We start from the raw sequence: 19,184 nt of genomic DNA on the forward strand, positions 1-19,184 counted from the left end.
TGTCTCCTCGAAGTCGGATTGTCCGCAGCGACGGTCTTTTTATTGAGTATTCATTCAGGTGATCTTCGCTCGTATGCGCGTTGAAAAGAGCGAATTCGATATCGAACAGTTCCAGCTTGTGCACTCAAGAGTGCGACAGGCTTTCGCCGCTGATGTTAGTGACTCCAGAGAAAATGAAAAAGATGCCTCTGCGGAAATCGAACGCCAGCTGGTCAATTCTGCACGTTCTGTTCGATATCGCACACTTTCAAAACAACTGCGGCCGAATTGGCACTCTCGCATGCCTGACTGCGAAGTTAGGTTGATCTGCAGAGGGGCATTGCGATCTGTTTACTTTGCGAACAGTGCAAACGCGGTGATGACCACAGCCAGCGCTGAAAGCACGGCAGCTGAAATCTTGACCCAGCTGTAGGGACGCTCCCCGCGAACGGTTCCGGAAGCACCGTTGACAAAAACGCGAAAGCTTTTGCCTTTGTAGCGGTAAGCCAGCATGTAGATCGGAAGCAGGCAGTGCTTGTAGGTCACAGCGTCGTAGCGAGTTTTCACCGAATGCACACGCTGTCGATCTCCCCCGATTCGTCCGCGGCACTCGTTATGAATCGCGGAGTCGATGATCTGTTTGGCCATGGGCAGAGCGTCTTCGAGTTCGACGTCATACGTTCGAGCAAAATGCCCGGCGATTACTTCCTGTGTGAAGGGAAGCAGTGAGTCAAGCGGCCACGGTCCAAGTTCCTCGAGGTCAGTCTTGGAGAACTTGCCTGTGGCATTGATGAGGACGTCGTCGAAGAATCGCTGGAACTTACCGGTCGCGGTGTACCAACGGGTTCGAGTCACCGTTCGTTTCTTATCCCCTGTTCCGACAGTTGTGGTGTAGTCCTCTCCTCGCTCTCCGTGGTAAACGGTGAACGTGAGGGTGTCGAAGGTCCAGAAGGGGAGGTAGACGCCGTTGCATTTCCCTTTTGCGCCCATTTTCTTGAAGTCGTTTGGGGCAAACCACAGAGATTGGACCCAGGCGGCGATTTTGCCTTGCGCTTGCCGGAGATCAATCTGAAATGGCATGACTGCGTCGACATTCACACGAAAGCCACCGGTGTGAATTTTCTCGCGTTGAAGAGGAGATCCGCAGTACGGACAGTCGATGCTGGTCAACGTCCCATCAAAAATGACATCGGTGCCGCACGATTCACAGCGGACTTCCTGATGTTCGGGATCTTGATGTTCCTGCTCGGACTTTCGTCGCTTGAGCTCGGCAATCATCTCCTCGAAATTCTGTTCGCGAATCTCGGCGTTTTCAGAGAAAGAGAGTTCTCGTGTGGCTCCGCAGAACGGGCACTTCAGCGATTGCTCGCCGATATGAAATTTCAAGTCGGCGCCACATTGCTCGCACGGAAAAATCCGTCCTTTGCCATCGTTGATCTTTTGCCCTGGAACGGGAGGTGGCTCGCTCATTGTGGTGGGATCAGCCTTGAAAACTTCTTGTTTCGTACGTCTCATTTGCCGTCAGTCCGCGAACAGATGAGTGCAACACTTCCTGTTTGTCATCGTCGCATTGTTGTCTGTAACGCATCCAAACCCTGACCGGTTCAAGATTTTCGGATTATTGCGCAGTCAAAACGGTCGATGCAAGTAGGAGAAATTCCGGTCTCGTGGATTTACTCTCACACGCACTTTCGATCCACTGCGGCGTATTTCAGAATACTCACAGCGAATTCGCGGACTCAGATTCAGGATTTCCCGCGACAAGTGGTTCTGAGAGAGTGCAGGGGAGCCATCAATCGGTTCTGCTGACACGACACTTATTCCCACCCTCAAGTGCGTTTGCGCTGGGTTCGAAGCAATCGGTCAACGATGGAAACACTTAGTCAACAACTTCAAACTCCACTCCCGTACTTCACAAAGGAGGTCGAAGGAATTCAAGGAGTCCTCAAAGCGACGCCAACGGACTTTCGCGTCGAGGAGATTCCACTTTATTTGCCGTGCGGCGAAGGAAGTCACGTCTACTTGAAGATTGAAAAGACTGGAGTTTCATCGGAACAACTCCTCATGCATTTGTCGAAGGTCCTCGAAACCTCGCGACGAGAAATCGGAGTCGCTGGCCTGAAAGATCGTCAGGCAGTTACGAGACAATGGGTTTCGGTCCCGGAAAGCTGTGAATCGAGAATTCCAAATCTCGACACAGACGCCATTCGAGTCCTCGAAGTTTCACGGCACGGAAACAAACTGAAAACCGGCCATCTCATCGGCAATCGATTTGAGATCGTAGTACGAGAGTTGGCGTCGGATGCGTACGCACAAGCGAAGCAGATTCGAGAGACGCTTTTGCAGTCAGGTGTTCCCAATTTCTTTGGAACTCAACGTTTCGGCATCGATGCGGAAACTCTCGAAACGGGTGAGAAGCTGTTGCGGGGAACGATCTCTCCACAGAGTATTCCTCCTCAGCGACGGAAGTTTCTGGTTCGACTGGCTCTCTCTTCCGTTCAGTCAGCTTTGTTCAACCTCGTGCTTGCACATCGCTTGAACAATAACTCTGTTCATCAGATCCGGAAGGGAGATGTGCTGCAAGTCGTTCGGTCGGGCGGACCGTTCGTCTCAGACGATCCGGCGACTGATCAGAAACGATTCGAGAATCGAGAAGTCGTGACGACAGGACCGCTGTTCGGTCCGAAAATGAAGCAGCCGGTCGAATTGCCCGGCCGCGAAGAAGCAGAAGTCCTCGAGCGATCAAACCTGAACGAAGAACACTTTAAGCAGTTCAAAAAACTGACCCCGGGAGCACGTCGACCACTCATCATCTGGTTAGAGGAACTGGAAGTCGATCAAGTTGATGACGGGCTCCGATTTCAGTTTGAACTTCCGTCGGGAGTTTACGCGACCATGGTGTTGCGAGAATTCATGAAGAACGATGAAAGCTGACCGCAACGGACTCTTGGCCATCCAACGTTGGGGATTGTTATCGAAGACGCTCAGGAAGAAGGTCATTGACGGCCATTCCTTCACTCATCATAAACGGTCGACCAATCGGAGACTGAATTTCCTCGTACGGGTCGAGTCCCATCGTTGTGAGGATCGTCGCATAAAGATCGGGAATGCTGACCGGAGACTTTGGTGGCGTTGTCTTGGTGAGTTGTTCTTCGTTGGACCGGGCTGCGTTTGGGTCGGTCTCGCCAATCACTCGACCTGCAGCTAAGCCTCCGCCACCCAGGACGCACGAGAAGCCGATCGGCCAGTGATCGCGTCCTTCGAGTGGATTGATTTTTGGCGTCCGGCCAAATTCTCCCAGGCAAAGCACGATTGTGGAATCGAGAAGATCACGTTCCTTCAGGTCAGCGATGAGTGTGGCGAATGCTGGATCGAGGATTGCAAACTGATTGCGTTGTCCGTCGAGATTGTTGACGTGAGTGTCAAACCCGGACAGAACAACTTGAATGGCTCGCACTCCCTGTTCGACGAGGCGGCGCGCAACCAGGCATCCGCGTCCAAATCGGTTGTCGCCATAGCGGTCGATCGTCGATTGAGCTTCCCCTTCGAGGGTTAAGGCTTCCAGCTGACTGGACGACATCATCGTCAGTGCTTTTTCAATCACGGACTGATGATTTGTCTTGGCGACTGGCTTCTGTCGAAGCGATGCAAACGAGTTCGAAACGACGTCCAGGCCTTCGAGTCGTCGCTGCTGGCGAGCTTCATCGACTCCGGGTCGCATGTTGCGGATGTTTCTTCCGGGATCGAAGATACGAAACGCGTCGTAGTCCGCTCCGAGAAATCCTCCACGCGGGACAACGAAACCATCTCCGCTGGCGAGAGAGATGTGTTGCGGAATCTCAATGTCGTCGCGTTTGAGTTGTTTGGAAATGACCGCGGTGATCGAAGGATGAATGACACTCGGGTCAGGACGATAGCCGGTCTGAGCGTAGTACGTTCCGCGTTCGTGATCGCCTTCTTTCGAAACCATCGAGCGAATCACGGACAGGTGGTGAATCTGCTCAGCCATTTGAGGGAGTGTGTCACCAATTTCCAGCCCCGGGATCGTTGTCGAAATCTTCGAAACTGTCTCACCCACGGAACTTTCAGGATGCGGGTCCCACGACTCCAGTTGGCTCGGACCGCCTCCCATCCACAACACGATGATCGACTTGGGACGTTCTTTCCCTCGTTTTTCGGTCGCGCGCGCTTCTAGAGTTGGGAGCAGGAAGGAAAGCCCGGTCCCTAGACCAATCTGCAAAGCCTGCCGACGAGTCAGTGACGAGAACAGCGACTGAAAACCGGTGTGATGGATCATTGTCAGTTCGGAGCGATTAATGGTTCCAGGAGAACTCAGGAGAATTGAACATGATCCAGAACAGGTCTTCGATCGCTGTTCCGGTTCCGGATTCTTCGAACATTGTCTGAAAATGTTGCAGCTCTTCAGGTGTTGGTTTGCGCGTCAAGCTGCAGAGGTACACAGTCTCGATTTGGGACTCTGGAGTTGGAGCGATGGCAGCGATGCGTCCGGGAGCAAAGAATGGATTCATGGACGTCAGCTCGCGCGAGAGTTCACCATTCATCCGCAGCAATGCCTGTGGAATTGTCCCTGCGCGGTCTTGAAGCTCCTCAGCTCCCGGGTCTCCGAATTCGTCGACAAAGTCATTGGCGCGGAAGAATTTCAGTGCCCGAATGAACAGATGCGAGTTCTGATCGACGGTCCGAATGTTGTTCGCCTGAATCATCGATCCAATCACCTGTTCCGGTCGCAATCGCACTAACGGGAATACGCTCCAGTTGTCCGGAGTTTCTTCGTCTCCGTTAGTTTCGGGCGGGACGGAACTCATGCGAAAGGCATCCGTCGCGACAATCACTCGAATCAGGTGCTTGAGGTCGTAACCGTTCTCGCGGAAGTTCTCACCCAGCAAGTCGAGCATCGCGAGACGACTATCGGTACCTGGATCGGGAAGGTCATCAACTGGTCGATCGGTTGCGTATGGGCGTCCGAACAGGAGTCCCCATACATGGTTGGCGGTGGCTCGCTCGAATCGAACGTTTGAGGGGTGAGTGACCCACGCTGCCAGCCGTTCGCGTCGGGCTTCGCTTTCGGAGAGCCACTCGGGATTGAAGGGGACCGATGGTGCGACCATGCGACCGTCTTCAGTTGTTCCGTCATCGACGATGAACTCCTTCGATTTGTCGTCGGTCAATCCGAAGGGGCTGATTCGAACTTGTGAGAAATGGGCAGCGATGCCTTCGAAGTCGTTTTGTGTCCAATGATCGAACGGATGGTCGTGGCATTGTGCACAATCCATTCGCTGTCCGAGAAATGCGCGGACAGTTCGAGCGGTGATCTTGTTGGGATTGAATTCATCATCGTCGAAAGCGTTGGTCAGAAAGTTCACTTCTCCCTGACCGGTCCAGACACCTGTGCCGGAAATCATCGCGGAAACAATTTCGTTGTACGGACGATTGGCTCTGAGTTGGTGTGTCAGCCAGTTGATGAAGCGGTCTCTGCGGTAAACGAGAAACCGTCCTCCCTCGGTTCCGACATAGCTGCGGGCCAATCGCTCAGCGAAGTAGTCATCGAACCGGTTGTCCTGAAGAAGGCGCACGCACCAGCGGTTGATTCTGTCGGGGGAAGTATCCAGTTCGAAGAGCCGGAGTTCTTCGAGAGACGGAATCGTGCCGTGTAGAGCCAAAGAAAGTCTTCGGAGAATGACAAGATCACTCGCCTCACCCGCCCGTACGGAACCATCTGCTTCCCACAATCGTGCGAGTTCTGCATTCGCCTCCGTAACAATGGGGGCGTTAGCGATGGATGCTTCCGTCGAGTTCGAGGGCAAGTTGCCCGTCTGAGCCAGTGCTGAGGTCTTACTAAAATCGGTGACATTCCGTTCCAGAGCATGCGGGACAGCCGAGGAGCGAACCGCAAGAGTCGTGACACCCACCACAGCGAGTGCAATCAACATTGGTCGAACAAAACTCATTATCGAGACCGCAAGAGATTGTGGCGAATTGTGAGGAATCAGGGACTTGTGTTTCGTCTGAACGCGAGATGTTCTTGAATCTCTACCTAGTAGGATACCTTCGGAACACTTCACGAGTTTCGGAGTTTGACGAAATCATTGAAACAAAGTGGACGGAAGAAAGGTAAATTCCTGTGCTGACTGGGGACTCGTAGTTTTCAGTGAAACTTCCGAATCAAAATTCGGGGGCAGCGAGGCAGTCGTCAGAATAAGTCAAAACCCAACCGACATCCCTGTTTGTTCATGAGTCTATGACTGCATACGAGACAACTCGAAATAGCATTGACGCAGGGTTGCCGGCGGACACGCCGAGTCCTCAAGGTGGTCAACTCGATCTACTCACTCCAAATGGTGAAGCGGAAGGTGAACGAGAACATTCTCTATCCCAACAGTCGGAAGAGGATTCTTCGTCAGTATTAGATGAAGCGAAGCCGCGTCGCGGATGGATAAAGCGGTCTTTCGCTTTCTGCTGGTGGGGAGTCAGTCGTGTTTTCGCGTTGGCGAGTCTCGTTCTCATTCTCGCTATTCTGGCAGCCATTCCGATCGTCAATTTCTTTGTGCTCGGCTACTTTCTGCGAGTCGAAGGCGCAGTGGCGCGTACGGGAAAAATTCGGAACGGTTTTCCGCTTTTGGAGCAAGCTCCTCGGATTGCCACGATCGCTTTGGGAGTCTGGGCATTTTTGCTTCCACTCCGGTTCTTAGGGAGTTTTGCAGCGGACGCGGCCTTGATCGCTCCGGAATCGTCTGCTGCAGCTGGCTGGAAACTTGCTCTGACAATCAGTTGGATTGTCATCACTGGACACTTGATCTTTGCAATCGCGCGGGGCGGTTCACTCGGCTGTTTTTTGCGTCCGTTAAAGAATGTGCTTTGGTTCCGTCGACAGGTCCGGGAAGGCAATTACTTTCAACACGCTGACCACGCTATTCAAGAATTCTTCGCCAGTATTGAGATTGGTAAGACGTTCATGCTCGGAGTCAAAGGCTTCGTCGTTGCATTCATTTGGCTGGTCTTGCCAACTGCACTCTTGGGGATTGCCAAAGAACCGGAAGGAGGACAGATTCTGTTCACAGTTCTCGGTGGAGTAATTCTGGCGGTCGTGTTGTCCTGGGCTCCATTCTTGCAGGCGAGATTTGCCTGTGAACAACGTTTCGCTGCTGGCCTGCAACTGCGAGAAATCCGGTCGCTCTGGCAGCATGCACCTGTTGCCTGGACGCTCGCACTGATCGTGCTGTATCTCCTTTCGCTCCCACTCTATCTATTCAAAGCATTTTTGCTCCCACCAGAGGCGATGTGGCCGGTGACGTTGATCTTTGTCGTGACCATTCTCCCGACAAGGTTTCTGCTGGGATCAGTGTATGCTCGGGCTGTTCGCAAACGTGAAAAGCAACTGCGTTCGCATTTCTCTATCAGGTGGACTTGCGGACTGCTTCTGATCGCATTGCTTTGCATCTACGTTTTCATTCTGTTCTTCACGCAATTCCTCGGTGAACAGGGAAAACTGGTCCTCTTCCATCACCATTCACTGCTGCTTCCCGCACCATTTCAAGGTGCGATCGATCCGTGATTTCGCGAGTGTATTGAGTCGCCGCTCGCAGTGATCCCGCTTCAATGACGCCAACGGATGCACATTCTCGATGTATCAAGCGGTAAGTGATTTTCTCTCTTTCAAACTCTCGTGTCGGTCGAGCACTGTTTCGCGTTCGCTGTTCAGACTCTACGATCATGCTGTTCGTGAGTTTCATCTCTTCCGGGTGAAGGGATGGGTGCCTCGCGTTGCCAGCGATTGGTTGTATTCTGCTCGCATGTGAGCCTCGTTGCGTGTGAAGCATTCGAAACGGATTCAGACAGGAGTGCGGTTGTGAAGGAGCAGAAGTTTCTGATTGCGGCCATGTTGATTGCGGCGGTATTTGGCTTCGTCTGGCAGGGGCAAGTTGGGCTGGCTGAGTCCATTGACCCGGCCACGGACTGGCCTTGGTGGCGAGGTCCGAATTTCAACAGCCACGCGACTTCTGGGCAGAATCCACCAACGACGTTCAATGAACGAAAGAACGTGAAGTGGCTGGTCGAGGTTCCTGGGAGTGGGCATTCTTCTCCGACAATCGTTGGCGATCGAGTTTTTCTTGCGACGGCAGACACTCAGAATCAAATTCAGGGGGCGATTTGCTTTGACCGACGAAATGGTAAGCAGCTTTGGATCACACCAATTCATAGCGGAAACTTTCCTGCCGAAATTCATCCCAAAAACACGCATGCTTCGAGCACGATCGCGAGCAATGGAGAATTGCTGTTCACGACGTTCTTCAATGAACGGCAAGTGAAAGTCAGTTGTCTGAAGGTGACCGGCGACATCGTCTGGACGAAGTCTGCAGGGGCTTTTGATCCGAAGAAATACAAGTTCGGCTATGGGGCTTCGCCTTTGCTGTACAAAGACCTGGTGATCGTGGCGGCTGAGTCCGATCAGGGAAGCTATCTCGTCGCTTTCAATCAGCAGAATGGGGATGAAGTCTGGCGTATCGAGCGGACTCAGGATGTCAGCTTTTCATCACCTGTTGTGGCCAAGGTGGCTGGCCGCGAACAGCTATTGATCAGCGGGCTGTTCGAAGTGTCCAGCTATGACCCAGCGACCGGTGACAAGCTGTGGAGCGTTCCAGGAACCACGCAAGCGACTTGCGGAACGATCGTTTGGAATGAAGACACTGTATTTGCCAGCGGAGGGTATCCAAAAGCTGAAACGATCGCGGTTAAAGCGGACGGATCAAATCAAATCGTGTGGACAAACAAGACTAAGTGTTATGAGCAGTCGATGGTGATTCACGACGGCTACATTTATGCCTTCGCGGATGGAGGCATCCTGTACTGCTGGCGTGCCACCGATGGCGAAGAGATGTGGAAGAAGCGGCTGGGCGGCGATGTCAGTTCTTCGCCTGTGCTTGTGAACGACAACATCTATCTAGCGAATGAAGATGGTGAGGTATTTGTGATTCAGGCGAACCCGGAGCGGTACGAAGAAGTCTCTCGAACACGTCTCGGAACAGACTTGTTTCCAACCCCAGCAGTCGTGGGAAATCGGATCTATTATCGATTCGGAAAAGGAATTGGACCGCGACGTCAGGAGTACCTGATCTGTATCGGGGAGTAAGCCGTTTCGATTCCGGGCATTCGTTCGCAGCTCGTCGCAAATCTTCAGCGCTGGGCATCCAGTCGAGACGTGAAGCGACGATTTCAGGATCACGGGATTAAGAAAGTTGAGTGCTATGAAAACTGAGTTACAACTCATCGTTGAAGATATTAAGAAGATCAGTTCTTACACGAACGATTTACTCGATCACGTCGACGATGGGGACTGGTTTCGGCAGCCTGCTGATGGAATCAATCACATTGCCTGGCAAGTTGGTCACATCGCAATTGCACAATATGGTTTGTGTCTCAAGCGAGTGAGAGGCTTCAAACCCTCCGACGAACAACTCTTTCCCGTTAATGAATACGCCACGCTGTTCGGAAAGGGATCGCAACCGAATCCCGATCCGGAGGTATATCCCGAACCGGCAGCGATCCGAGAGAGTCTGGTGGCGATTCAACAGCAGGTGGTTGAAGAGACATTGCAGCTCACTCAGGAGACGCTGGATGAGCCAATCGATCCCGTGCATCCGATGTTCTCGACAAAAGGTGAAGCTCTTCGATTCGCTCCAAAGCATGAGATGCTGCACGTCGGGCAGATCGCAATGCTCAGACGTTTATTTGGTCAGGCATCGTTGCGATAGATTTGCGTGGCTCTAAACGCCCGGACACTGAGTTCACGCTAGGTTTGGCGAACGAAGTTGGAGCTCGTGACTCTGTTCATCGAACGTTCGCACATTCTTCGCGATCAAGCATGGTCAAGCGAAACTTTCCATGCTGGCGAGTAGACGATGTTTACTCACAGAGTTACGATCATATCTGCTTGCCCGGTCGCAGCTTGTGTGGCTGGCGTTCTATTCCTTCAGTTTTCTCGGGGGCGTGATGAGCACTTCACTGAAATATCTGGACCGGGCGATGGGGCAGCTTCGGGATTTGGGCTTGGTGAGTGATCAGAAATCGGAAGAGGCTCCGATCGTCGCGCTCCTGAATCAGATCTCCGATCTCGATGAAGAGAAGGTCGCAGCGATCGCTCACACGCTGAATCAGGCGTCTCTTTTTAACGAAGTTGTTCGGGAACAGGTTTCCGGAATGGAATTGGGGAATCGCTACGAGGAAATTACGAACGGCTTCAATAGCATTCGCGACGATGCGAAGATGATGGTTGAACAGGTTGAAGATGGAAAACTTGGTGCCATCGAAAGAGTGCAGAATGTCTGGATGAAAATCTCGCGAGGTGATATCGCGACCCGCTTTGACAAGATCAAAGAGGTCTATCTGGATGTGGCTGAAGACTCTCGTGATCAGATCGAACGAGAACAGACCATCGCCAACGCCTACCAGGATTTCCGCGGAGCGCTGAAAGAATCAGAAATTCTTGCCCTCGACGTGCTTCGGAAAGCAGAAGAAAAGCTAGCCATCGCCAAAACTGAACTCGACGAGGCGATGAAGACGGTCACGGAGAACGCCGAAGCGGATCGTGCTGAACTGGCCAAGCTCGAATTATCTCGCGATGAGAAGCTGCGGGAAGTTCAGAATGAAGACAAGCGGTATCAAATCGCTAAGGATCTCGCTGACAATCTGACGGTCAGCTACAACACCTCTGAAGTGGTGATGGCTCGACTGAAGCAGATCACCAGTGCGAAAGAGCGGGTCTATCAGCAAGCCATTAGTTTCTTCAGCACGAATGAGAGTGTGCTGACTGCTCTGACCGCTTCGTTTACCGGGCTCTTTGGGCTTCATGAGAGTACAGAAACTCTGGAAGCGATGAAGGAAGGCGTCAGCAAAAGTCTCGAAGATTTGTCCGAGATCGGCGGCAAGGTTCAGGAAGCGGCTGTTAAAGCCGGGTATGGTCCGACAGTGCGATACGAAGCGGTTCAAAAGCTTGTTGATTCCGTCACGAATTACCAGGAGCGATCGCTGGAGATCATCAACGAGATGCGCACGCTGAGCACGCAAAACGCAAACGAAATTCGCACAGCTGTTGAAGAAGGTAAGCAGCGATTGGCACGTCTCAGCCAGGAAGCTGCCAGTCTCCCACTTGCTGACAGTGAGTAATGAAGACTCTCGTGGACGAACCGGGAAATCAACGACCGCTCGATGATGTGATGTTGGCGATGGATGTCGTCGATACGCTACGCCACCGGTCCAGACTCATTGAGCGCGAACTCAACGAAGAGCAGCGCGATGAGGAACTGATCGAAAAATTGCGGCAGATCTATTCTTCTCAGGGAATTGAAGTTCCGGATGAAATCCTCATCGAGGGCGTCGAAGCACTCAAAGAGGATCGATTCACGTACTCGCCTCCAGAGGAGTCGTTTTCCACTCGATTGGCGAAGCTATATGTCAGCCGAGACCGATGGCTGCGGCCTCTCATAATTTGCTGCTCGTTAGTCTTCATCGGCTGGCTCGCGTTTCGGTTCTTTATTTCAGGACCTCGTGAACGAGAAATTCGAGCGTTTCCAGATCAAATCTTTGCAGCCCAACAGTCCATCGAAGAGATCTCCAGCGGCGAAGTAGGAGCTGCCCAAGCTCAATCGCTCGCAAATGCGGCGAATCAGGCGTATGAGCAGAAGGATTTCGACACGGTTCGAGAAAAGTTGTCGGAACTGGATCAGCTTAAATCCAAATTGCTTCAGTCGTATGATTTGAGAATCGTCAAGGAAGGCAGCACTGGAGTGTGGCGCATTCCGGAGGTCAATGAGTCCGCGCGGAACTACTACATCATCGTTGAAGCTGTCACACCTGACGGGGAAATCTTAAGTTTACCCATTCAGAGTGAAGAGGATGGCCAAACGGAAGTCGTCTCAAAGTGGGGCATTCGAGTCGGTGAGTCGACGTTCTATCGAATTGCAGACGACAAGAAAGATGACGGCATTATTCAAAACGATCGTTTCGGGGTGAAGAAATCGGGATCGCTCGAGCCAGAGTATTTCATACCTGCGATTGGCGGAGCAATTACTAACTGGTGAAAGATGAAGAATGTCAACAGGTCTGGAAACGCTCGCTTCCATCGATCGTGCGATGCATGACGTCCGGAAGGAAATCGAGAACCTCGACAAAGGAATTCAGTTCACCAATGATCAACTCTCTACTCTAAGCGAAGAAGAGTCGACTAGGTTTCGGGAGCTTGCAAAAGCTCGTCTCGACGAAATGACTCAAGGAGCAATTCTTGAGGATTTAGACAGGACGGACCGGCAAGTCCAAGCTCTGCTCAGCGAGAGGCTCGTCACTCTCGACGATCTTCAGAAACAGATCGAAGAGTCCAGTCGTTTGCAGACCGAGTTGGAAGAGACGCGTCGCGCACAGCAAGAACGGGTGCATGCCGTGCTTGCGAAGATCGATTCCGCCCACGCCAAGACGCAGGCACGCCTCGCTAACGATCCGGAACATCGAGACCAGTTGGAAACTGCGAAGAAAGCCGACAATGTTGCCAAACATGCTGAAAAAAAAGCGGAGCAGGCCGATCAGGACCGGATGGAAAAAGGTCAGGCTTACGAAGGCGATCCGCTGTTCATGTATCTCTGGAGGAGGAACTACGGAACCCCAGAGTATTCGGCAGGTACGTTCACTCGATTTCTCGACAACTGGGTTGCTCGGTTAATCAAATTTCCAAGGGCTCGCCCCAATTTCGCAATGCTTCACGAAATCCCGAAGCGACTCAAAGTTCATGCCCGCGAAGTTCGTTCGAAGGCGGACCAAGAATTCGAGAAGCTCCGAGAACTGGAAGAGTTGGCGTCGAAGGAAGATGGAACCCCGGAACTGCAGCAAGAACTCGACAAAGAACAAACTGCGGCCAACGACGCGGATCGGGCGATCGACAAAGCGGAGAAGCACTTCAGCGAGTTACTCAAGAAGAAGTCCGAGTTCGCGGGCGGAGACGATCGTTATTCCCGGCAGTGTCTTGAGTTGTTCGTTCATCACTTCCAAAGAGAACCACTCGAACAACTGATTCGAGAAGCAGAACAAACTCGCAGTGTCGATGATGACTTAATCGTTGAGCAAATCTCCCAGCTGCGAATGCATCAGGAGCGTTTGCAATCCGAGTTGAGCGATCGCAGGAGTTTGCACCTGCGGCATCTGAAACGGCTGGAAGATCTCGAAGAGGTCAGAAGAGAATTCAAACGGCATCGGTACGATGATAACCGAAGTGATTTCCCGAACAGCAATATGATCGGTGCGATGCTCAGAGAGTTCTTGCGAGGGATGGCAAATTCGGGACAGCTTTGGAATACGATTGAGAGAAGTCATCGACGCCGAAGAGTCAATTCCGATCCGACATTTGGGTCGGGTGGGTTTGGCCATCGATCGGGAGGGACCTGGAATATTCCGATTCCACCGCAAGTTGGAGGATCGTCGAGACCCAGTCCCCCCCCACATTCCGGGGGAAGTTTCCGTACGGGCGGAGGATTCTGAGAGGACTAATTTCTGGCGAACGCATGGTTGAACATATCAGTCATCACAAGCGAGTTCTCAAGGAAACCAGCTCTTCATCAGAGACATTGAGGACTTCAAGAACCTGATTTCGAACCTGCTCTCCACTTGTTCTCGATGTAAGGTCGATTGAAAGAAAATTGTTAGGAATTCTCTTGTTCTTGGTGCTCGCACTTTTCGTTTCGCCAATTCCGTGACACAATCCGAAAAGTGGCAGCGGAGATTTCTAACATCCGAGCGGGAATAGTGAATTCGTCGTTGAACGATTCAATGCCATTTTAAGGAGCGGTTTTTGCGAACGGAGTCCTGATAGAAGTTTTCAAGAAGGTCCTTCGATCATGTCTCAAGACTTGCCCATCACTCTCACGGAACTCCGAACTGTTGGCCTTAGCGAACTGCACAAACGCTGGGGTTGGATTCTTGCTTTAGGGATTCTGCTCGTTGCAGTCGGGACCGTCGCGCTCGGAGCTTCTGTTTTCACGAGCCTGGCGACAATGGTTTTCATTGGTTGGCTGATGATCGGGGGCGGAATCGTTCAGGCGCTGCACTCGTTCACCGTTAAGAACTGGGGCGGGTTCTTCATCGATCTGCTGACCGGAATTCTTTACGTCGTCGTTGGTTTTCTGATCGTGGCTCATCCTGCAGAGACAGGCATTGCTCTTACTCTGCTGATTGCGATGTTCCTGATTTTCGGTGGAGTCTTTCGAATTGCCGTTTCGCTCATGCACCAGTTTCCGAACTGGGGTTGGGTGCTGTTGAACGGGGTGATTTCACTCATCCTCGGAATTCTGATCTGGCGCCAATGGCCCGTTTCTGGCCTCTGGGTGATCGGGATGTTCGTGGGAATCGACATGATGTTCAACGGCTGGTCACTGATCATGCTCGGACTTGTTGCGAAAGACATCCCCAAAGCTGGGGAATCGCCTGAAACTCCTGAAGCAGCTTAGTTAAAGAACGAAGAATGCTCGTGGCCATTCACCGCCTTGGTGAGTGGCCACTTTTTTTGCACCTGAAAATTGCTTCTCATTTAAACTGAGCGTCACGGAAGTGCTGATGTTCTTGCTAGAGCCAACCTGATCAGCAATACTTTGCGGACCTGTCAATAAGGATTCGAATTTCTCGAAAGGAGTCGTTTTCATGTCACGCTCTCTGCGGTCATTCTGGGCACTCGCAGCTTTACTTCTGTGTTGCCAATCACTTCAAGCTGTCGATCCCAACGTCTCACCGGAACTGAAGAACTTCGCAGGGAACTGGGAAGTTGTGGAACTCGTTGAAGACGGAAAGGTGATTCCTCAAGAAGCAATCCGCAGCTGGCTGCCATCGGGCGGAAAAGTTGAAATTGCTGAGAATGCCATCATTTTTACCTCTCCGAGTGACGGGAAGAAGCACGTCAAAGTCTTTTCAATCGACGCCACTAAATACCCGCCAGAGCTGACGATCAATACACAAGAAGGAGTCGAAGGCTGGGGCATCTTCCGGTTTGATGAAGGACGTCTTGTGCTCTGTTTGAGTCACCCGACCGAAGCTGCTCGACCGACGGACTTTTCTGCCAGCGAAGGTTCGAAGCGAATGTTGATGGTTCTGAAGCGACCATCCGAGCTGCAACCTGCCTCTTCTGCGACAACAACAGAAACCGCGAAAACGACTCCGCCAGCAGCAACTCCGACTGCTGTCCCAGGAGGGACAACGGGAGTCGTGCTGACTGACGCGCAAGTTCGTGAAGCACTGATCGGAACATGGAGATTCACTGACAGCGTTGGAGCTTTGTTTTCAACGTTCAACCCGAACGGGACTTTCTCAACGGTTCGTGAAGTTCAGGAATTAAGAATCTTTCAGAAGGTTTTCGTGCAGACACCTGTCTCTTCCGGGACGTGGAAGATTGAAAACGGACAGCTGAAGTTTGTCGTTCTCACTTCGACTCACTGGGATCGAGTGAACAAAGAGTTCGACTTCGTCGTCCGATCAATCTCAGCGACAGACTTGATCTTCGTCGACTATCTCGGTCACGTCGGTCGAGCCACACGTGTTGCTCCGTAATAGAAATTTAGCTCCGCATCCAAAGAAACGGCGGAGCAGTCACGATCAAGCTCTTCGAAGCCTCATGCTTCGGGGAGCTTTTTTTGTTGTTGAACACTTGTTGATCAGGACCGACATTCGATCTGCCTAATGGACTCGAGAACTGCTTGCCAATCGTAGTGGGCACTCGCTTCAGTGAAAAAGAGATTGCTATGATGGCTGGCTCAGACCCGCACTCGTTCGACTTTTGGAAGTCATCAATGAATCCAATTCGCGCCGCAGCTGTTCAATTCAATCATGTCCCCGGAAACAAAGAGTCAAATCTGGAGATCATCGAAAAGTTCGTCGAACGCGCAGCCCAACAGAATGTTGACTTGCTGACGTTTCCGGAAATGTGTCTCACTGGCTACTGGCATCTTCGTGACGCCCCCCGAGAAGAATTGGAACGCCTGGCCGAACCGGTTCCCGATGGTCCATCGGTTCAAAGACTCCTGGAACTGTCGCGTGAGACAGGAATGTCTATCGGAGTCGGTCTGATTGAATCAGGTGATGATGGCAAGCTGTACAATTCTTTTGTCGTGGCTCTGCCGGATGGGAATGTTCATACGCATCGCAAGCTTCACTGTTTCATCAATCAACACATGAGCTCCGGCGATGAGTTCACCGTGTTCGACATCCCGCAGGGGGCCCGGGTTGGGGTGCTGATCTGCTACGACAACAACATCGGTGAGAATGTGCGAGCGACAGCTTTGAAAGGGGCTGAGATCTTATTGTCTCCGCACCAAACGGGAGGCTGCAATTCTCCGAGTCCACGATGTATGGGAGTAGTGCCGGTCGAACTTTGGGAGAATCGATCTGAAGATGAGGAAGCACTTCGCAAAGAATTTTTCGGACCCAAAGGACGCGGTTGGTTAATGAAATGGCTCCCCGCCCGTGCTCACGACAATGGTCTCTTTCTGGTGTTCGCGAACGGAGTCGGCCGAGACGACAACGAAGTTCGCACCGGAAACTCAATGATTCTTGACCCTTATGGCGATGTGTTGATTGAGACCAAGAGCGTTGAGGACGACATGATCGTCGCTGATTTGGATCCCGCAGTCCGTAAAATGTGTACGGGTCAACGCTGGCTGAAGACGCGGCGTCCCGAGCTCTTCAAGTCTCTGACGGAAAGAACCGGTTTCGAAGAAGACACCCGCACGGTTCGTTTTCGCCATTCACCAGCGACTGATGCATCGAAATAAGTGCCACTGAACTGGCTCGGCAAGCGGTTCACTAGGAAATTAGCTTGTCAGATGCGTTCCCGTGGATCAGTGGCTGTCTCATTTTACTGCGGGTTTGGATTGTTCATTTGCTCCAGATGTACAGTCAAAATCGCTGTTGAAATCAGGTTGAGTGCAAAGCTTGAGAGGCCGCAAAGCCCCATTCTCAACATTGGAGAAGTTACAAACTTATTCAATCGAAAAGCGTTTATTTGAGCTTATCTCGTACGGAATTTGAGAGTTAGGTACGTGCCAGAAGTGGTGATTCAAGGGGACTGGGTAAACATCGCAATCTTCACAATCGGCAATCTGTTGAACTTTTCGATTCGGGGATTTAGACCATGCCCTCAGTTGAATGCGGGTCTAACCGAAAATGGAGTTGAGAATGACACGACTGAAGCAACGATCGAAGATTTGGAGCTGGATTGCATGTGCAGCTCTTCTGGCTGGTGCAGCATCTGAGTCAGGTGTCACAGCGAAGCCTTTGACCGAGAACGCAATGATTCAAGCGATGCACTCTGCTGCGTCGAATCAGCGAGCTCGATACGGGCTTTTCGAACAGCAACTGGATGAGTCGTTGTGTCAAACCGCCCAGGCCTGGGCGAACAACATGGCCAACCGGAACGTGATGTACCACGGAGGCGGAGAGCAAGTTGTTGCTCATGGATATCCGACTCCCGCTGCATGTATCCAAGGATGGATCAATTCTCCCGGACACCGCGTCTGGGTTTTAGGTCGGAATGGCCGATGTGGTTTTGGTGTTCAACGGTCCTGGAGTGGTCGTTACTACTACGCAGGAGTTTATCGCTAAGGCATTCGCTCTCGCCTGTGCATTTTCTCGAACTGATTGACATGAATTGACAATGTTCGCTGCGGCGAACTTTCGAATTCAATCTCAAGAAGCGCTCTGAGGAATTCATCAGCTGACGAGTAAGAACTCGCTCACGCGATCTCTGAAACTGTGTGGTCAAGTCACACAAGGGAGCCATCCACAACGAGGTAATACTGCTCAAAGTTGCTCCCGGTAATTTGATCTCCTTCGCCGTGTCCATCATCATTTGGGCACGGCGTTTTTTATTGCCATCGTTTCAAGTCATCCAAGTCGTGCTTAAGCAGACACGTCGATGGTGATTTTCATTTGATTATTGAACGTAGCTCATATGCTCACTTCCGATTTCGACGTCGATACTCTTCACAAGCTGCGGCGAACACCAGAACTCCTTGAAGCTGTGATGAACTCACAAGCTTCCGAGCTGAAGCTTCAGACGCAGTTGCGGGAACAGTATTCCGCTGACATCGTTCGGGCAGCGATGACTCTCGTCGAATTGCGTGAGCGCGCGACCCACAAATTTTCTCGTGCGAGCGACATGTGGTTCGACCGCACTGGACTCGAACAGTCAACACCGGAAGCGGTGGCACAGTACAAAGCGACTCGCTTTGAGAAGAGCTCTGGAGAGATCTTTGATCTGTGCTGCGGAATCGGGTCTGACAGCATTGCACTCGCTGTCAGTGGCAAGAAAGTGACTGGCGTTGATCTTTCTGAAGCCGCTTGCCTCAGAACTCAATGGAATGCCGAAGCATACGGTGTGGGAGAACGGATTGAGACCATTTGCGAAGACGTGCAGCAGCTCAAATCGGAATTGCAGTTTGTCCATTGCGATCCTGATCGTCGGTCGAAAGGCAAGAGGACAATTCGTCTTGAAGACAGCTGCCCGCCGCTTGAATTTCTCAGGGAGTTGATCGAGAAATGTCAGGGCGGAGCGATCAAACTTTCTCCGGCCAGCAACTTCGGAGGCAAGTTCGAAGACGCAGAAATTGAGCTGATCAGCCTCAACGGAGAGTGCAAAGAGGCGACGGTTTGGTTCGGAGATCTTGCTGGCAAAGAAAACTGGAGTGCGACGCTACTGCCTTCTGGCTTTTCGCTGAGTGCAGATCCCTTCAACCACTTTCCGCGTGTCGGTCCGCTCAGCGACTACATTTATGACGTCGATCCTGCGATCGTTCGGGCAGGGCTGGTGGACGCACTCGCCGATGAACTCGAACTTGAACGCCTCGACGATGCAGAAGAATATCTGACCGGATCGCACCTTGTGGATTCGCCAGCAGTCACTCCATTTCGTGTGCTGGCGGAGCTTACGAACAACAGGAAGAGCATCCGGAAGTATTTTCGAGATGATCCTTGTCACGAACTCGAAATCAAGTGTCGGCATGTTCCGGTCGATGTCGATTCCCTTCGCAAGTCGATTCCACTCAACGGAACCGGAAAGAAGACACTGCTCATCGTGCGTTTGGCTGGCAAAACCAAAGGGGTCGTTGCCGAACGCATCGTCGGGCAGGAATGATCAGAGATACCTCAGCTGGCAAGATTCCGAA

16 protein-coding genes are annotated in these 19,184 nt (G+C 52.0%); 12 read left to right on the forward strand and 4 right to left on the reverse strand.

The window, feature by feature from the left end:
- Positions 1-330: 330 nt before the first annotated feature.
- Positions 331-1,494 (reverse strand): hypothetical protein, encoded by a 1,164-nt coding sequence (locus AB1L42_RS18865; protein WP_367059682.1) that lies wholly within the window; start codon positions 1,492-1,494, stop codon positions 331-333.
- A 354-nt stretch (positions 1,495-1,848) separates the two neighbouring features.
- On the opposite strand from AB1L42_RS18865, the gene AB1L42_RS18870 reads away from it, so the two are divergent.
- Entirely contained in the window at positions 1,849-2,913 is a 1,065-nt protein-coding gene (locus AB1L42_RS18870) for a tRNA pseudouridine(13) synthase TruD (protein ID WP_367059685.1), read from the forward strand.
- Between the two features lie 37 nt (positions 2,914-2,950).
- On the opposite strand, the gene AB1L42_RS18875 is transcribed toward AB1L42_RS18870, so the two are convergent.
- Positions 2,951-4,276: a DUF1501 domain-containing protein gene (locus AB1L42_RS18875; protein WP_367059688.1), complete on the reverse strand. Its 1,326-nt coding sequence runs from the start codon at positions 4,274-4,276 to the stop codon at positions 2,951-2,953.
- A gap of 16 nt (positions 4,277-4,292) precedes the next feature.
- The gene (locus AB1L42_RS18880; RefSeq protein WP_367059691.1) at positions 4,293-5,930 is read right to left on the reverse strand and encodes a DUF1549 domain-containing protein; all 1,638 of its coding nucleotides are present in this window, start codon (positions 5,928-5,930) and stop codon (positions 4,293-4,295) included.
- A gap of 308 nt (positions 5,931-6,238) precedes the next feature.
- On the opposite strand from AB1L42_RS18880, the gene AB1L42_RS18885 reads away from it, so the two are divergent.
- The 7 genes from AB1L42_RS18885 to AB1L42_RS18915 all read left to right on the forward strand — a co-directional run bounded on the left by AB1L42_RS18885 (position 6,239) and on the right by AB1L42_RS18915 (position 14,483).
- Positions 6,239-7,552, forward strand: a complete 1,314-nt coding sequence (locus AB1L42_RS18885) for a DUF4013 domain-containing protein (protein WP_367059694.1) — start codon at positions 6,239-6,241, stop codon at positions 7,550-7,552.
- 294 nt (positions 7,553-7,846) lie between these two features.
- Complete coding sequence (locus tag AB1L42_RS18890) at positions 7,847-9,127, forward strand: PQQ-binding-like beta-propeller repeat protein (protein WP_367059697.1); 1,281 nt, start codon at positions 7,847-7,849, stop codon at positions 9,125-9,127.
- 115 nt (positions 9,128-9,242) lie between these two features.
- Positions 9,243-9,749 carry a DinB family protein gene (locus AB1L42_RS18895; RefSeq protein ID WP_367059700.1) on the forward strand — a complete coding sequence of 169 codons (507 nt, stop codon included), beginning with the start codon at positions 9,243-9,245 and terminating at the stop codon, positions 9,747-9,749.
- A 238-nt stretch (positions 9,750-9,987) separates the two neighbouring features.
- A complete protein-coding gene (locus AB1L42_RS18900) occupies positions 9,988-11,160 on the forward strand; it encodes a cell surface protein (RefSeq protein WP_367059703.1) in 1,173 nt (390 codons plus the stop codon).
- Positions 11,160-12,074 (forward strand): DUF6384 family protein, encoded by a 915-nt coding sequence (locus AB1L42_RS18905; RefSeq protein ID WP_367059706.1) that lies wholly within the window; start codon positions 11,160-11,162, stop codon positions 12,072-12,074. Before AB1L42_RS18900 ends, AB1L42_RS18905 begins: the two co-directional genes overlap by 1 nt.
- A gap of 10 nt (positions 12,075-12,084) precedes the next feature.
- Positions 12,085-13,518 (forward strand): hypothetical protein, encoded by a 1,434-nt coding sequence (locus AB1L42_RS18910; RefSeq protein ID WP_367059709.1) that lies wholly within the window; start codon positions 12,085-12,087, stop codon positions 13,516-13,518.
- A 356-nt stretch (positions 13,519-13,874) separates the two neighbouring features.
- Positions 13,875-14,483 (forward strand): HdeD family acid-resistance protein, encoded by a 609-nt coding sequence (locus tag AB1L42_RS18915; RefSeq protein WP_367059712.1) that lies wholly within the window; start codon positions 13,875-13,877, stop codon positions 14,481-14,483.
- On the opposite strand, the gene AB1L42_RS18920 is transcribed toward AB1L42_RS18915, so the two are convergent.
- A complete protein-coding gene (locus AB1L42_RS18920; protein WP_367059715.1) occupies positions 14,484-14,675 on the reverse strand; it encodes a hypothetical protein in 192 nt (63 codons plus the stop codon). It lies immediately after the preceding gene.
- Here AB1L42_RS18920 and AB1L42_RS18925 point away from each other — a divergent pair.
- From AB1L42_RS18925 to AB1L42_RS18940, 4 genes are all read left to right on the forward strand, one after another.
- A complete protein-coding gene (locus AB1L42_RS18925) occupies positions 14,674-15,573 on the forward strand; it encodes a TIGR03067 domain-containing protein (RefSeq protein WP_367059718.1) in 900 nt (299 codons plus the stop codon). The two genes, AB1L42_RS18920 and AB1L42_RS18925, sit on opposite strands and share 2 nt — an antisense overlap.
- Before the next feature lie 239 nt (positions 15,574-15,812).
- Positions 15,813-16,793, forward strand: coding sequence for a nitrilase family protein (locus AB1L42_RS18930; RefSeq protein WP_367059721.1), 981 nt, complete (start codon positions 15,813-15,815; stop codon positions 16,791-16,793).
- Positions 16,794-17,196: 403 nt separating this feature from the next.
- Complete coding sequence (locus AB1L42_RS18935; protein WP_367059724.1) at positions 17,197-17,622, forward strand: CAP domain-containing protein; 426 nt, start codon at positions 17,197-17,199, stop codon at positions 17,620-17,622.
- Between the two features lie 349 nt (positions 17,623-17,971).
- Positions 17,972-19,153, forward strand: a complete 1,182-nt coding sequence (locus AB1L42_RS18940) for a class I SAM-dependent methyltransferase (protein ID WP_367059727.1) — start codon at positions 17,972-17,974, stop codon at positions 19,151-19,153.
- The last annotated feature ends 31 nt before the right edge of the window (positions 19,154-19,184 follow it).

The organism is Thalassoglobus sp. JC818 (genome assembly GCF_040717535.1).
GTDB lineage: Bacteria > Planctomycetota > Planctomycetia > Planctomycetales > Planctomycetaceae > Thalassoglobus.